The 14,790-nt window shown below is 54.9% G+C and carries 12 protein-coding genes; 8 read left to right on the plus strand and 4 right to left on the minus strand.

Annotation, left to right across the window (positions count from 1 at the left end):
• Positions 1 to 192 precede the first annotated feature (192 nt).
• The 3 genes from CUZ56_RS10090 to lepB all read left to right on the plus strand — a co-directional run bounded on the left by CUZ56_RS10090 (position 193) and on the right by lepB (position 4,620).
• Positions 193 to 1,527, plus strand: a complete 1,335-nt coding sequence (locus CUZ56_RS10090) for a Do family serine endopeptidase (RefSeq protein ID WP_126980264.1) — start codon at positions 193 to 195, stop codon at positions 1,525 to 1,527.
• Positions 1,528 to 1,798: 271 nt separating this feature from the next.
• Entirely contained in the window at positions 1,799 to 3,607 is a 1,809-nt protein-coding gene (lepA, locus tag CUZ56_RS10095) for a translation elongation factor 4 (protein WP_126980344.1), read from the plus strand.
• A gap of 29 nt (positions 3,608 to 3,636) precedes the next feature.
• On the plus strand, positions 3,637 to 4,620 hold the full coding sequence (gene lepB, locus CUZ56_RS10100) for a signal peptidase I (protein WP_239442369.1): 984 nt from the start codon (positions 3,637 to 3,639) through the stop codon (positions 4,618 to 4,620).
• Between the two features lie 64 nt (positions 4,621 to 4,684).
• Here lepB and CUZ56_RS10105 read toward each other — a convergent pair whose 3' ends face one another.
• Both CUZ56_RS10105 and CUZ56_RS10110 read right to left on the minus strand, forming a co-directional pair.
• Positions 4,685 to 5,968, minus strand: coding sequence for a solute carrier family 23 protein (locus CUZ56_RS10105; protein ID WP_126980265.1), 1,284 nt, complete (start codon positions 5,966 to 5,968; stop codon positions 4,685 to 4,687).
• A gap of 252 nt (positions 5,969 to 6,220) precedes the next feature.
• Positions 6,221 to 7,216 carry an endonuclease/exonuclease/phosphatase family protein gene (locus CUZ56_RS10110; protein WP_126980266.1) on the minus strand — a complete coding sequence of 332 codons (996 nt, stop codon included), beginning with the start codon at positions 7,214 to 7,216 and terminating at the stop codon, positions 6,221 to 6,223.
• A 109-nt stretch (positions 7,217 to 7,325) separates the two neighbouring features.
• Here CUZ56_RS10110 and CUZ56_RS10115 point away from each other — a divergent pair, with 109 nt between their 5' ends.
• Positions 7,326 to 8,351: a serine/threonine protein kinase gene (locus CUZ56_RS10115; RefSeq protein ID WP_126980267.1), complete on the plus strand. Its 1,026-nt coding sequence runs from the start codon at positions 7,326 to 7,328 to the stop codon at positions 8,349 to 8,351.
• 12 nt (positions 8,352 to 8,363) lie between these two features.
• On the opposite strand, the gene CUZ56_RS10120 is transcribed toward CUZ56_RS10115, so the two are convergent.
• The gene (locus CUZ56_RS10120; protein ID WP_126980268.1) at positions 8,364 to 8,954 is read right to left on the minus strand and encodes a 5-formyltetrahydrofolate cyclo-ligase; all 591 of its coding nucleotides are present in this window, start codon (positions 8,952 to 8,954) and stop codon (positions 8,364 to 8,366) included.
• A gap of 160 nt (positions 8,955 to 9,114) precedes the next feature.
• Here CUZ56_RS10120 and CUZ56_RS16460 point away from each other — a divergent pair, with 160 nt between their 5' ends.
• Both CUZ56_RS16460 and CUZ56_RS10130 read left to right on the plus strand, forming a co-directional pair.
• Entirely contained in the window at positions 9,115 to 11,094 is a 1,980-nt protein-coding gene (locus CUZ56_RS16460) for a lytic transglycosylase domain-containing protein (protein WP_239442372.1), read from the plus strand.
• Positions 11,095 to 11,144: 50 nt separating this feature from the next.
• Positions 11,145 to 12,434, plus strand: a complete 1,290-nt coding sequence (locus CUZ56_RS10130) for a multifunctional CCA tRNA nucleotidyl transferase/2'3'-cyclic phosphodiesterase/2'nucleotidase/phosphatase (RefSeq protein WP_204250878.1) — start codon at positions 11,145 to 11,147, stop codon at positions 12,432 to 12,434.
• Positions 12,435 to 12,441: 7 nt separating this feature from the next.
• On the opposite strand, the gene CUZ56_RS10135 is transcribed toward CUZ56_RS10130, so the two are convergent.
• Positions 12,442 to 13,551 (minus strand): class I SAM-dependent methyltransferase, encoded by a 1,110-nt coding sequence (locus tag CUZ56_RS10135; RefSeq protein WP_126980271.1) that lies wholly within the window; start codon positions 13,549 to 13,551, stop codon positions 12,442 to 12,444.
• Positions 13,552 to 13,602: 51 nt separating this feature from the next.
• On the opposite strand from CUZ56_RS10135, the gene CUZ56_RS10140 reads away from it, so the two are divergent.
• Positions 13,603 to 14,373, plus strand: coding sequence for an SDR family oxidoreductase (locus tag CUZ56_RS10140; protein ID WP_126980272.1), 771 nt, complete (start codon positions 13,603 to 13,605; stop codon positions 14,371 to 14,373).
• Positions 14,370 to 14,750 carry a dihydroneopterin aldolase gene (locus tag CUZ56_RS10145; protein ID WP_126980273.1) on the plus strand — a complete coding sequence of 127 codons (381 nt, stop codon included), beginning with the start codon at positions 14,370 to 14,372 and terminating at the stop codon, positions 14,748 to 14,750. Before CUZ56_RS10140 ends, CUZ56_RS10145 begins: the two co-directional genes overlap by 4 nt.
• The last annotated feature ends 40 nt before the right edge of the window (positions 14,751 to 14,790 follow it).

Consider the following 14,790-nt stretch of genomic DNA (forward strand, 5'->3'; position numbering starts at 1 on the left):
ACTTGGCAGACGCGGCAAGGTAAAAACGCACCCCAAAGGGTGCGTTTTTTGTGGGTGGAAGGGCGTTAAAGGCCAAAATAATGCAGTCAGTGTGCAATGTTCAACAAATGGTGTTGTCATAAGAATTGACAAAGCAGCTTGGCTTCCTCTATTCTCATGACATTCATGCAATCATTATGGGCAAATACAAGCATGGGATGGCAAAAACACTTTTTTAGGCTGGCGGCACTACTGATTTTTGCAATGCTGGTGGGCGGGGTGTCTCAGGCGCAATCATTTCGTGTGCTGCCGGACTTCACGTCTTTGGTGGAGCAGGTCGGACCGTCGGTTGTGAATATTCAGACGTATACCCGCTCACGGAGCGGCAATACGCTGAAATCCGATGGCGTGGGGTCGGGGTTCATTATTTCTGCAGATGGCTACATCATGACCAATGCACATGTGGTCAGGGGCTCTGATGAGGTGATGGTTACCTTGCATGACCTGCACGAATACCGGGCCAAGGTGATTGGCTCTGACAAACGCAGCGATGTGGCAGTGGTCAAAATAGAAGCGCGTGACGATTTGCAGGCCGTGCGCATTGGTGACCCTTCTGATCTGAAAGTGGGGGAGTGGGTGCTGGCAATCGGCTCGCCGTTTGGTTTTGAAAATACGGTAACAGCCGGAATTGTCAGTGCCAAGCAGCGCGATACGGGTGAATACATCAATTTCATTCAAAGTGATGTGGCCATTAACCCAGGCAATTCCGGTGGGCCGCTGATTAACATGCGTGGAGAAGTGGTTGGCATCAACAGCCAGATTTACAGTCGCTCGGGCGGATTTATGGGGATTTCTTTTTCAATCCCCATTGATGAAGCCATGTCGGTGGCTATGCCGCTGCGTGACAAAGGAATGGTTGAACGCGGGCGTATTGGTGTAGATACAACGCCGGTTACCAGCAATGTGGCCCGTGCCATCGGCCTGGGAGAAAAGGGGTATGGCGCATTTGTGAGCAACCTGTTTCCCAACAGCCAGGCAGACCTGGCAGGGGTGCAGGCCGGTGATATCATCACACAGGTCAATGGGCAGACGGTTAACCGCGCGAGCGATCTGCCGCGAATGGTGGGGCATCTGGCACCGGGCAGCCAGGCCGAAATTCAGGTATATCGGCGGGGGGAGTGGAAAACCTTATCCGTCACCATCGAGTCGGTTCCCTTCTCCTCTACCACCCGGTCTGTGCAATCGGCAGCAGAGCCGACCTCAGAAGGTGCGCCGCGTTTGAGAATCAGTGTGGCCAATTTAAGTGCAGAAAGAAAGCAGGAGCTGCAGCTTGACCAGGGCGTGAGCGTGCGTTCCATGAATGCAGTGGCGGCACGTGCCGGTATCCGCCGGGGAGATGTTGTACTGGCGGTTGGCAATACGCAAATCCGCAATTCGCAACAGTTTGACCGGATCATGCGCGGGCTGAACACGCATGCTGATACTCCCATACTGGTACGCCGGGCAGATGAGGTTTTGTATGTGCTGGTCCAGGCACAGCCTGAGTGATAAAGCTGCCCGGCGGGCTGAGCGGTAATGCCTTGCTGTACCGTTATGGCGTGTGATCAGTTACAATAGACGCCGAGTTTGTGTAAGCTGACCCAAGGTAAAGGCGTGTCTGGAACCGGCGCGCCTTTTCTCGTATGGCGGGCTTAAAAGTCTTTCCCTGTAAGATAGGCGGTTTGCAGGTACGTTTGTAGCAGTTTGTTTACACATCAAAGCAGATTTTTTGAGACAAGGTAAGGGGCCATCAGAGGCTGTCGGGCGATTCAAAGGTATGATGGATCACATCAGGAATTTTTCAATCATTGCGCACATTGACCATGGGAAGTCGACACTGGCTGACCGGATCATTCAGCTTTGTGGCGGGCTGGCAGCCCGTGAAATGGAGGCCCAGGTGCTGGACTCCATGGACATCGAGCGTGAGCGGGGCATCACCATCAAGGCACAAACCGCCGCGCTGACGTACAAAGCACGCAACGGTCAGGTCTATAACCTGAACCTGATTGATACGCCCGGACATGTGGACTTCAGTTATGAGGTCAGCCGTTCGCTGTCTGCCTGTGAAGGCGCGTTGCTGGTGGTGGATGCCAGCCAGGGGGTGGAGGCGCAAACGGTGGCCAACTGTTATACCGCGCTGGACCTGAATGTGGAAGTGGTGCCGGTACTCAATAAAATGGACTTGCCGCAGGCAGACCCTGAACAGGCCAAGGCCGAAATTGAAGATGTGATCGGTATTGACGCCAGTGATGCTATCCCGTGTTCGGCGAAAACCGGCGAAGGTGTCGAAGATATTCTGGAAGCCGTCATTGCACGCATGCCTGCTCCGCGCGGGCAGGTCGAGGCACCGTTACGGGCCATGATCATTGACTCCTGGTTCGATAACTATGTGGGCGTGGTGATGCTGGTACGCGTGGTGGACGGCTGCCTCAAGCGTGGGGAGCGGATCCGGCTGATGGCAACCGGTGCGGTCTACCCGGCAGAGCAACTGGGCGTGTTTACCCCCAAATCAGAGTCGCGCGATGCACTCAATACCGGCGAAGTGGGTTTTATCATTGCCGGTATCAAAGAGCTGGCGGCAGCCAAAGTGGGCGACACGGTTACGCACGAGAAAAAACTGCCCAATAACCTGGGGTCGGCAGAAAAGCCGCTGCCCGGTTTTAAGGAAATTCAGCCCCAGGTGTTTGCCGGGTTGTATCCAAGTGAAGCCAGCGAATACGACCAGTTGCGTGACGCGCTGGAAAAGCTCAAGCTTAACGATGCAGCACTGCGTTTTGAACCTGAAGTCAGCCAGGCACTCGGGTTTGGTTTTCGTTGCGGGTTTCTTGGCTTGCTGCACATGGAAATTGTGCAGGAGCGGCTGGAGCGCGAGTTTGATCAGGATCTGATTACGACTGCGCCCTCGGTGGTATACCAGGTGGAGCTGAACAATGGGGAGTCCATTGAGGTGGAAAACCCGTCCAAAATGCCGCCGCAGGACAAAATTGCACAGATTCTGGAGCCGATCATGGTTGTGCACCTGTACATGCCGCAGGAGTATGTCGGAGCTGTGATGACGCTGGCGAATCAAAAGCGCGGTATCCAGATCAACATGGCGTACCATGGCCGCCAGGTCATGCTGACGTATGAACTGCCGTTGGCAGAAATTGTGCTGGATTTCTTTGACCGCTTGAAATCCGTCAGTCGGGGTTATGCATCCATGGACTACGAGTTCAAGGAGTACCGTGCCTCCGATGTGGTGAAAGTGGATATCCTGCTCAATGGCGACCGGGTGGATGCACTGTCGGTCATTGTGCACCGTTCGCAGGCGCAGTCACGCGGGCGTGCCGTGGCGGCCAAAATGCGCGAAGTCATCAGCCGCCAGATGTATGATGTGGCGATTCAGGCAGCCATTGGCGGGCAGATCATCGCCCGCGAAACGGTAAAGGCATTGCGCAAGAATGTGCTGGCTAAATGTTATGGCGGTGATATTTCCCGTAAGCGTAAACTGCTGGAAAAGCAGAAGGCCGGCAAAAAGCGCATGAAGCAGATTGGTTCGGTTCAGGTGCCGCAGGAAGCGTTTCTTGCAATACTGAAAGTAGATGATTGACGAATTGAGTAAAAGGTAAATAGCAGAGCATGAAACTTTCTAACGTAATGAGCGCAATCACAGCCGTGTTGTACGTCATCCTGCTGGGCTATGGTGTTGCGTGGTACATGGGCAAGGTGCAGGGGGATTTCTCCTTATTGCTGCTGATCCTGACGCTGGTGACATTTGCCTACTGGCTGTTTGAGAAAATCTACCTGAGACCACAGCGTGTCAAACAGGCCTTGGCTGCAGAAGAGCAGATCCGTCAGCAGCATGCCGGGCAGCCCGAAGAACTGTTGCAACCCAAAATTGAAAAAGCGCAGTCTTCGCTGATCCGCGAGCCGTGGTGGATTGAATGGACTGCGGGGTTCTTCTGGGTGATTCTGATTGTGTTTGCATTGCGCTCATTTGTGGTTGAGCCTTTCCGCATCCCATCAGGCTCGATGATGCCAACGTTGCAAGCGGGTGATTTTATTCTGGTGAATAAATACGAATATGGTATCCGTTTGCCGGTCGCCAATACCAAAATCATCAGTATGGGTGAGCCGCAGCGCGGCGATGTCATTGTGTTTCGTTATCCGCCGGATGAAAACATTGCTTTCATCAAACGCATTGTGGGGTTGCCGGGAGACGAGGTGGTCTACCAGAATAAACGCCTGACCATTAACGGGCAGGAGATGCCGTCAGTGTTTATGCAGGATACCTATGATCGTGATTCCAGAGGGGATACCTATCCGGTGCAGCAATACCAGGAGCGACTGGGGCCTGTTGTGCACCAGATATTCATCAACCCGGGGCGTCCGGCAGGGTTTTATGGCTCCCCCACCTTCCCGCTGGCGGAAAATTGCCGCTACAGCGTGCAAGGGGTGATATGCAAGGTGCCTTACGGGCAGTATTTTGTCATGGGCGATAACCGCGATAACTCTGAAGACTCCCGCTATTGGGGCTTTGTGCCGCAGGAAAATATCATCGGCAAAGCCTTTTTCATCTGGATGAACCCCGGGCAGTTGAGCCGGATCGGCAGTTTCCAGTAAACAACCCTGTTTATTTTTAAGCGCATCCCCCTGGAACCGGTTGTTTCAGGAGGATGTTTTTATGTCAGTCCGTTTTGCGGTTGAGCAGCGCATTGAGCAAAATGGCGCCGAATGTTGCAGTGCCAATGCCGTTGAGTGTCATGCTGCCAATCTGGACGGTATAGTCGCCGGTGCCCAGAATCAGCACAATGGCGGCAATCATCAGATTGGAATTTTTAGAAAAATCCACCTTGTTTTCTACCCAGATTTTGGCGCCAGCCACAGCAATCAGGCCAAATACAACAATGGAAACGCCGCCCATCACAGAAACCGGAATGGTCTGAATCAGCGCGCCGAATTTGGGTGAAAATCCCAAAATGATTGCCAGCAGCGCAGCGATGACAAAAATAATGGTGGAATAGATTTTGGTGGCAGCCATAACGCCGATGTTTTCCGCGTATGTCGTTACGCCTGTGCCGCCGACGCTGCCGCTGACCATGGTGGCAATGCCATCGCCAATGAACGCGCGCCCCATATAAGGGTTCAAGTCTTTGCCGGTCATTGCGGAAACGGCTTTGATATGGCCGAGGTTTTCTGCAACCAGAATCACCACTACCGGCACAATCAGCAGCATGGCATTCATTTCAAATTTGGGGGCATGGAAGTTGGGCAGTCCAATCCATGAGGCGGCAGCCACGCCGGCAAAATTGATGGGCTGTCCCAGCCCCAGGACATTGGCAAGAATCAGATAGATGATATAGGAAATGATCAGCCCGGCCAGAATCAGCAGGCGCTGCAACATGCCACGCGAGAAAACCGCAACACATGCGACACAGACAAAAGTGATGGCCTGTACCCAGACGTCAAATTGGGTCGGTGCCATGTTTTTAATCGGTACCAGCGCCAGATTCAGGCCGATGATGGCAACAATCGAACCGGTGACAATGGGCGGCATGAAACGTTCAATCCAGCCGGCGCCAATGGCATGCACAACAACACCAATCAGAACATAGATCAGGCCGCAGGCAATGATGCCGCCTAATGCGATGCCAATGTTCGGATTGGGCCCGCTGCCGGAGTAAGCCGTTACGGCACCCACAACGCCAATGAAAGCAAAGCTGGAGCCGACATAGCTTGGCACCCGGCCACCGACAATCAGAAAGAAAATCAGGGTACCGACACCGCTCATCAGAATGGCGACATTGGTGTCAAACCCCATCAGTAACGGGCCAAGCACGGTGGAGCCGAACATGGCCACCACGTGTTGCAACCCCAGGGCAAAAGTGGGGCCCCAGGGTAAACGTTCATCCGGGGCTACGACGCCCCCTGTTGTATTAATGCGCCAGGTAGGCAGCCAGGACGAGCTCATAGTGACGGTTCCCAGTAAAAAGTAAGGAGGAGTGCGATGGAAGGCGGTGCAACTGCCGGGCTGGCAGGAGCGTGCCAGAGGGCAAATTTGCTGTTGTCTGGGGGGCAGTATAAGTCTTCATGCGTAAAATCCGCCAGCAACGGCCGGGTTGAAGACAGGGACGCTCAGAAATTACGCTGGTCAAAAGCGCGGTAAGGCATTATGATCTGATCTTGGCGATGTGTTTTTGCAAGCAACAGCGGGTATTTAACGCTAATTGTTGTTATCAGTCGGCCTGCAGCGGGTCTGTATGTCTGGGAGGCGCTGTTTCATCTGTGCATGGGCTGTTGATGCTGGGAGTGCGTACCTTAGCCAGATGGCACGGTGATCTGAGCCCTGCCATGAGAAAGTTCCGGTTTCACGAACTGCCTGTAAATTGCGCACCAGAATATGATCAATCGATAAAAACCCCGGCCGCCAGGTTGGGCGCCCCCTTGGGCTGCTGAGTTGAAGCTGTGCTTTCCGGGTGAAATCTCTGAATAAAGGTGAAAACGGGGTGATGTTCATATCTCCCAGCACAATCACGTCTTCTTTTTCCTGGGCGATCTGCTGAGCCAGATACTGCAGCATTTCATCACGCTCCGATGCCAGTTGATGGCCCAGTGGTGGTGGCGGATGAATGCCATAAATGACCAGCCCACTAGGTAACTCAGCGCGGATATAGGGGAAGGTGTTGTTCCCTTCTTGATACAACACGTCGCATTGTTCAAGCGGAACGCGTGAATACAAGGCGATTCCGAACGGTGAGTCGATATACTGGCCGCAGTGCTGGGTATTTTCTTCCAATGTTTTCAGATAATTCTGCCATTCGGTTGAAACTTCGGTTAAAAATATGACATCTGCCGGTAACTTTTCTATCCAGGCGCTTTCCTGCTGTTGCTGTGTATTGGAGAAAAGCAGGTTGTAACTGACGATCTGTAACGTGGATTCAGCAGGATTTGCGGAATCGTTTACAGAAGGCAGCGGGGTTATGGTCCAGAGTGTAGTGCCGATGGCACATACCCCGAACATCAGGCGCTGCCATGTGCGGGTGGCGGCCAGGCATCCCAGTAAAAAACACACAGCATAATAGGGTACAAAATGGCTGAATAACTCTAGAAACCAGTGCCATTGCCCCATTTGTCCTAACGCCAGGCCAATGAATGCAAGCCATGCAAGAACGGTAATGCGTTTGCGGAAAAAGGATGATAAACGGGCGGAGGTGCTCATGGTGATGGTGGGGACTGCTCTCTGTATCCAAGGGGTATGGAATTATAATTCAGTGCCGAGACCGCTATTCGTTCACAATGTGTCTCAAGCTGTTGATGTGTGTAACGATATGATGCTGCAACCTTATGATCAATTAACCCCCGCAGTCATTGCAGATGCGCTGTCTTCTGTCGGGCTGGAAACAGATGGGCGCATGATGCCTTTGGGCAGTTATGAAAACCGGGTGTATCAGGTCTATCTGGAAGATTGTGTTGCAAACAGCTCTTATAACAACCTGCAGGTTGTTGTTAAGTTTTATCGCCCCGGGCGTTGGAGTCGGGATCAGATTGCCGAAGAGCACCGTTTTGCACTGGAGCTGGCGCAGGCTGAAATTCCGGTGGTTGCTCCTGAAATCATTGGCGGATCAACCATCCATGAATACCAGGGGTTTCTGTTTGCCATCTATCAGCGAATGGGTGGACGACCGCCCGAGCTGGACGATCCGCTGGTGCTCGAGTGGATTGGGCGTTTTCTGGGGCGGATTCACCTGATTGGCCGGCGTGAAGGCTTTCGCGTCAGGCCCCAATTGAATATCCAGACGTTTGGATATGAGGTGCGAGACTGGCTGGTTGCGCACGCAGTGCTGCCGCTGGAGGTGCGGGCCAACTGGTTGGCGTGTTGCGATGAAGCGTTGCAATGTATCGAGCAGATTTGGGCTACTGTGCCTGATTTGTCATTATTGCGCTTGCATGGAGACTGCCACCCTGGGAATATATTGTGGCGGCCTGAGCATAATGACGACCCTGGCGGCCCTCATTTTGTGGACCTGGATGATGCCCGTATGGGGCCTGCAGTGCAGGATATATGGATGCTGTTATCAGGCGAGCCGCAGGAGCGTGGGCAGCAACTGGCCTGCATCATGGCGGGTTACGAGGACTTTTGCACTTTTGACTGGCGCGAGCTGGCGTTGGTGGAGCCCCTGCGAACGCTACGCATGATCCATTACAGTGTCTGGCTGGCAAAGCGTTGGGATGATCCGGCGTTTCCCCTGGCATTTCCGTGGTTTGGTACAGCCGGTTATTGGGAAGAGCAGATACGGTCTTTGCAAACGCAGACTGCCCAGATGCGTGATGTTTTGGATGACCAGGCTAGGTAAGATCTGCTTAAGTTACCTATCGTCTGGCCAAGATACGCCATTTTCTGTCAAAATCGTCGAAAGTGGGATATCATATTCCTGCGGAACCAGGTCTGGCAGGTAGCTCATGCTGTAGGCCAGGCCAACCGTATCGGGTTGTGGTTTGAGCGTAGCCAGTGTGCGGTCATAAAACCCCCCGCCATAACCCAGGCGAACACCACCAGGCCCATAGCCTACGCATGGAATCAGCAGCAGGGTCGGGAAAATCTGTTCGGTATCTTTGGGCTTGGGGATGCCATAGGCATCTTCTTCCATCGGGCAGCCTGGGTACCAGGCGTGAAAAGTCAGTTGTTTGGTGAGTTTGTCCACAACGGGCAGGCCGATGCGGCGTTGCTGGTTTTCTGGTGCAGCTTCCTGCCAGCGGTATAAAGAGGGCAGAGGATCAAATTCGCCATGAATCGGCCAGTACGCCCCGATGATATGATCTGTGCGGTGTATCAGCCAGATGCGTAATACGCTTTGCAGCATGGCGGCTTTTTCCAGGCGGTCCGGCATGGCCAGGCGCTGGGCGCGTAGCAACTGCCGAAGCTCTTTTCTCTCAGAGGTTGTATGGTTTGCGTTCATTGTGGTTAAATTGGAAGCTTGGAACTGTTCGACACTCACAAGGTCTTAACGGTTGACATCATATCTCTCACACTGCATGTAGAAACCCATCATCATAATGACTCAACGCTCAAAATACATTTCCCAGTGGTTATTTTGCATCATTTTTGCTGCTTTATCTTTGAGCGGATCGTTGGCGGTTGCTCAAAGCGGCGGCAATGCAGACCCTCGCGATGCATTGGTGTTGCAGGCGGCAGATGCGTATAAAAAGAACGATATTCAGAAACTGCAGACAATTTTGCCTCAGGTGGCAGGGCACCCCATGGAACCCTGGGTGGATTACTGGTCTATCCGTTCACGGCTGGGGCAGGCCTCACCGGAAGAAATCATGGCTTTTTTCCAGCGCTGGCCAGGCTCTTATGTTGAAGACCGGTTGCGCAATGACTGGTTGCTGCAGTTAGGCAAGCGGCAGCAGTGGGATCTGTTTTCTCAACAGTACCCCATGTTCAGAATGCGGGATGACTCGCAGGTCTTGTGTTACGCGCTGTTGATTGACCACCGCAATGGACATAACGCGGTATCGCAGGCGCGGGAAGAGTTCATTCAGATCCGCCCGGCGTATGTGTCGGAAGATGGCTGCAACATGATGGCCTCGGTACTTTACCGTGCCGGGAAAATGCCGGCATCGGATATCTGGATCAAGGCGCGCCGGCTGGTTGAAGTCAACCGTGTCGCATCAACGCAGAAAACCGTGGCTTTGCTGAGCACAGAATTTGACAATGCGATCAAGGTTCTGATGGACAAACCGGACCAGTGGCTGCACAGCCAGAAAGGCAGCGACGCTTCAAAGGTGGTTGCCGGGCCGATGCAAAGTGAACTGGTGACGCTGGCGCTGATTCGCTGGGCGGCAAAAGACCCCAATGCCGCAGTTGCCGCGTTACGCAATGACTGGAAAGACGCACTGAATGCAGACCAGTCCGGCTGGGTTTATGCTGTGGCTGGCAGGGTGCTGGCGCAACGGCTCGATTCGAAGGCGCTTGATTACTATAAACAGGCCAGCGGAGCCAAAGGCTTGAGTGATGATGTACTGAACTGGCATGCCCGGGCGCAACTGCGGGCGGCGGCCAGCAGCAGAGACACACAGGGCTGGAAGCGCCTGGTGACGCTGATTGATTCCATGCCGGAAAATCTGCGTACCGATGCCACCTGGGTGTACTGGAAAGCGATTGGACTCAGACACCTGGCGGGGCAACATGCCGGGCATGAAAACCATCAACAGGCCAATGCCATGCTGGAATCGATTGCTGGCTATGACGGGTTTTATGAGCAACTGGCTACCGAAGAACTCGGGCGCAAAATCATGCTGCCGGCACAACCGCAATCGCCAACAGAGCAGGAAATGAATGCGGCGATTGAAACGCCCGGACTCATGCGTGCGCTGTATGCCATTCGCATGGGGCTGCGCAGCGAAGGGCTGCGCGAATGGAACTGGAACCTGATTGGCAAGAACGACCGCCAGTTACAGGCGGCTGCACAACTGGCGTGTGACCAGCATGTCTGGGACCGTTGTGTGAATACCAGCGAGCGGGCCAAGGGGCTGTTCAATGTGTCGCAGCGCTTCCCCATGCCGTACAAAGACCTGGTGATGCCGCGTACCAATGAAATCGGGCTGGATCCGTCTTATGTTTTCGGTTTGATGCGCCAGGAGTCACGTTTCATTGCAGATATTCAATCCAGCGCCGGTGCCAGCGGGTTAATGCAGTTGATGCCGGCCACCGCCAGGTGGACCGCCAAAGAAATTGGCATGACAGATTTCAAACCTGCACTGGTGACCGACCCCAAGGTGAACATCACGTTAGGAACGGCTTATCTGAAACTGTCTGTCGATGAGTTTGATGGCTCGGAACTGCTGGCCGCCGCCGGTTACAACGCTGGCCCCAACCGGCCACGCCGCTGGCGCAATGGGCCGGCACTGGATGGCGCAGTATGGGCTGAAAACGTACCGTTTAATGAAACGCGGGCTTACGTGAAAACCGTGCTTTCCGCAGCGGTGGTGTACCAGATGGTGCTGACCGGGCAGCCGCAGTCTTTGCGGGATAGGCTGGGGCAGGTGAAGCCGCATGATCCTTCGGTGCCGGACAAAACGCCTGATCTGCCTTGAGCCGGCGTGAAAGCGCAGATAGATAAAGGAAGCAGACCGTGAAAACCTACATGGTCGGTGGGGCTGTACGCGATATGTTGCTGGGGTGGCCCGTGCAGGACAGGGACTGGGTTGTGGTTGGTGCCACACCGCAGGAGCTGATCGGGGCGGGCTATACGCCGGTAGGCAAGGACTTTCCGGTATTTCTGCACCCCCAAACACATGAAGAGGTGGCGCTGGCGCGTACCGAGCGTAAGACCGCGCCGGGATATCACGGGTTCAGCTTTCATGCCGACCCGACTGTGACGCTGGAGGAGGATCTGGCGCGGCGCGACCTGACGATCAATGCCATTGCGCAGGATGAGCAGGGCCATCTGATTGATCCTTATGGCGGACAAAAGGATTTGCATGACAAGGTGCTGCGCCATGTGACGCAGGCATTTGCCGAAGACCCCGTGCGCATTTTGCGGGTGGCGCGTTTTGCTGCACGTTATGTGGATTTCACCGTTGCGCCCGAAACCATGCAACTGATGCGTGCAATGGTCGCTGCTGGAGAGGTGGATGCTTTGGTGGCTGAGCGCGTGTGGCAGGAACTCTCGCGTGGCCTGATGGAGCAAATGCCATCACGCATGATCCATGTGCTGCATGAGTGCGGCGCACTTGCCAGAATTCTGCCTGAAATTGACCAGCGTTTTGGTGCCTGGCAATTGATTTTGAGCGCGTTGCAGCCTTCTGCCACCGCACAGGATGCTGCTGCCCATGCCGATGGTGAAATACGGTATGACCGCCGCCATGGCTGGGCCGAGCAGGGGCGGCATACCCTGCGTGCGCTGGATGTGTCGGCGCAGCAGGGTACACCGCTGCCGGTCCGGTTTGCCTGTCTGGTTTATGATGCCGCGCTGACGGACGCGTTGCGGCTGGAGGCCCAACTGGAGCCGGACCGTGACCTGCTGCACGGCCTGAAGGGGCTATGCGAGCGTTTGCGTGTTCCGGTGGAATGTCGCGAGTTGGCGCAACTGGCGCAGCAATTTGTTGCGCAGATACATGGCGCTGCACATTTTGACGCCGGGGCTGTGATGCGCTTGTTTAAGCACACAGATGCGTTTCGCCAGCCCGATCGTTTTCGAAGCCTGCTGGATGTGGCACAAGTGGATGCCGCAGCATACCCTGAATGGCTGGGCATTTGCTATCCGCAGCGGCAATGGCTTGGCCATGCTTTGGATGCCGCGCTGGCTGTAGATACCAAAGGCACTGCCCGGCAGGCCATGGCTTCGGGTGCCCAGGGACTTGCGGTGGGAGAGGCCGTTGATGCCGCCAGACTGGCGTGCATTGAAAAAAACTGGCAGCCGCTGGCGCAGTAAGTAAACGCTACAGCGTATGCGTCCGGTCGCCGTTGGCAAAGCCCAGCGGGTCCAGATCGCAGTTTTTGCCCAGCGCAATCACTTTAAAGATTTCTCCCATTTCATGCTCGCCTATCAGTTTGAAAGCAGCGCTGCGTGCGGCAAGCGACGCATGGCTCTGGTCCTGCGGCAGCAAATCCAGCATGCCGCAATTGAGCAGAAAATGGGCCTGCGTGGTGTAGCCCAGCACATCCATGCCGCTTTCCTGTGCTGCCAGCGCAATACCGGTAAAGTTGACATGGGCCGTGATGTCTTTCAGCCCCACGTCGACAAGCGGATCGGTGTCGGCCTTGTGCAGGCGGTGGCACATCAGGGTGCCCATGCTGCGCTGCGGGTGATAAAACTCGTGCTCTGGAAAGCCGTAATCAATGAAAAAGGCGGCACCGCATTCCATGCGATCTGCCAGTGTTCTGATAAATCCTTCAGCCTGCAGCGGCAGTTCTGTCAGGTAGTCTGCATGGCCCTCAATCGTAACTGGCGGGTGCAGCGAGGTGGGGCGATCGTCCCAGCAGAACTGCTGGCCGGTGGCGTCAAGCGACACGCCACGCTCGTGCCACTGGCCCTGCAGGCGGTGAATCAGCTTGACCGGCATGGCGTCCAGAACTTCATTGCCAACGACAACGCCGCTGAATTTTTCAGGCAACTGGTCTATCCAATGCACTTTGTGCGCATGTTCAGGAACATGGCGCTGAATCGTCAGTCGTTGCTGTTCGCGCAAAGTGGCGGAAAGATCCACAATAATATAGCGTTCCAATGTATCGCCCAGTGCCGTTAAAATATGGCTTGCGAGGGCGCCGGAGCCGGCGCCGAATTCCCAGATGGTACGCGTGCGTGTAGCTTGCAGTGCCTGCTGCAGTTGTGCCGCCAGTGCTTTGCCAAAATAAGGGGAAAGCACGGGGGCGGTGATGTAGTCACTGCCGGAAGAGGGCAATGCGCCAAACTGCTGTGATGAATTGCTGTAGTAGCCAAGCTCGGGCGTATACAGTGCGGCGGCCATGAAAAGGTCAAACGCCAGCCAGTTCTCGTGGCGGTGAATACTTTGGGTAATGACCTCGTGCAGGCGCGCGTTTTCGCTCATGGATACACTCTTGAATTTTAACAAGCCACATTGTAGAGAAAGACGATAGAAATGTCTGTTGTTCTGGTTACCGGAGCTGCACGCCGTCTGGGGCGGGACGTGTCTTTGGCGCTGGCGCGTGCAGGGTGGGACGTGGCGGTGCATTGTCACCATTCTGTGGCACAGGGTGCGGAGCTGGTCAGCGAGTTACAGGCGCTGGGGGTGCGTGCTGCGGTGTTCAAGGCGGATTTGTCCGATGAGCGCGCATGCAGGGAATTGCTGCCGCAAGTGGCTGACGCCTTGGGGCCGGTGCATGCGGTTGTGAACAATGCTTCGCAGTTTGTCTATGACGATGCGGCCAGTTTCAGTTATGAAATGTTGCTTGCGCATATAAAAACCAATACGGCACCGGCCATTGTGCTGGCGCAGGCGTTATATGAAATGCGGGTCAAAGAAGGTTCTTCATCGGCAATGCCGTCGCAGGGTGTGGTGGTGAATCTGCTGGACCAGAAGCTGTGGAACCTGAACCCTGATTATCTGAGCTACACTTTGTCTAAAGCAGCACTGCGGGCAGCAACGGAAATGCTGGCACAGGCGCTGGCGCCGGTGGTTCGTGTTGTTGGTGTGGCTCCGGGGCTGACGTTGCCCAGCACGGAGATGACCGATGAGGAGTTTGCAAAACTGCATCAGCTCTCGCCCTTGCAGCAGTCTTCCACGGCGCAGGATGTGGTGCAGGCCGTGTGTTTTGCAATCAGCAACCGGGCGCTGACCGGAACAACCTTGCTGGTGGACGGGGGGCAGCACCTGATGCCCCAGCCACGTGATTTCAGCCGGATGACATGATGAATACAGTATTGACACATGGTTACCAGACGTTGAGCCTGAAGGGGTTGCGGTTTTCTGCCAATCTGGGGATTTTGCCGCAGGAAATGGACCACTCCCAGCCGATTGAAGTGGATGCCGAGTTGAACCTGGGGCGGCAGCCATTGGCGCCCAGTGATGATGCCATTTACAGTGTGCTGGATTATCGCAAGGTTAGGGCGGCCATCATTGAAACCTGTACCCAGGGGCATATCAACCTGCTGGAAAGCCTGATCGGCAAAGTGGCTTACCGGTTGATGGCGTTGCCCGGTGTGCTGGGCGTGCGTGTGCGCATTGCCAAGCTGGAAATTTTTGATGATTGCGAAGTGGCGATCCGGGTGGAAACCGGACAGTGGTAAGTGATAGTTAGCCCGGGTGGCTGATCCGACGGAATTTGAA

The organism is Saezia sanguinis (assembly GCF_003991585.1).
In the GTDB taxonomy this organism is placed as follows: domain Bacteria; phylum Pseudomonadota; class Gammaproteobacteria; order Burkholderiales; family Burkholderiaceae_C; genus Saezia; species Saezia sanguinis.

Excerpts from the sequence above, each read along its gene's own strand:
- CUZ56_RS10090 (WP_126980264.1), top strand. The coding sequence starts at position 193 with ATGGGATGGCAAAAACACTTTTTTAGGCTGGCGGCACTACTGATTTTT.
- CUZ56_RS10110 (WP_126980266.1), bottom strand. The coding sequence starts at position 7,216 with ATGAGCACCTCCGCCCGTTTATCATCCTTTTTCCGCAAACGCATTACC.
- lepA (WP_126980344.1), top strand. The coding sequence starts at position 1,799 with ATGGATCACATCAGGAATTTTTCAATCATTGCGCACATTGACCATGGG.
- CUZ56_RS10140 (WP_126980272.1), top strand. The coding sequence starts at position 13,603 with ATGTCTGTTGTTCTGGTTACCGGAGCTGCACGCCGTCTGGGGCGGGAC.
- CUZ56_RS10115 (WP_126980267.1), top strand. The coding sequence starts at position 7,326 with ATGATGCTGCAACCTTATGATCAATTAACCCCCGCAGTCATTGCAGAT.
- CUZ56_RS10120 (WP_126980268.1), bottom strand. The coding sequence starts at position 8,954 with ATGAACGCAAACCATACAACCTCTGAGAGAAAAGAGCTTCGGCAGTTG.
- CUZ56_RS10105 (WP_126980265.1), bottom strand. The coding sequence starts at position 5,968 with ATGAGCTCGTCCTGGCTGCCTACCTGGCGCATTAATACAACAGGGGGC.
- CUZ56_RS10145 (WP_126980273.1), top strand. The coding sequence starts at position 14,370 with ATGATGAATACAGTATTGACACATGGTTACCAGACGTTGAGCCTGAAG.
- CUZ56_RS10130 (WP_204250878.1), top strand. The coding sequence starts at position 11,145 with ATGGTCGGTGGGGCTGTACGCGATATGTTGCTGGGGTGGCCCGTGCAG.
- CUZ56_RS10135 (WP_126980271.1), bottom strand. The coding sequence starts at position 13,551 with ATGAGCGAAAACGCGCGCCTGCACGAGGTCATTACCCAAAGTATTCAC.
- lepB (WP_239442369.1), top strand. The coding sequence starts at position 3,637 with ATGAAACTTTCTAACGTAATGAGCGCAATCACAGCCGTGTTGTACGTC.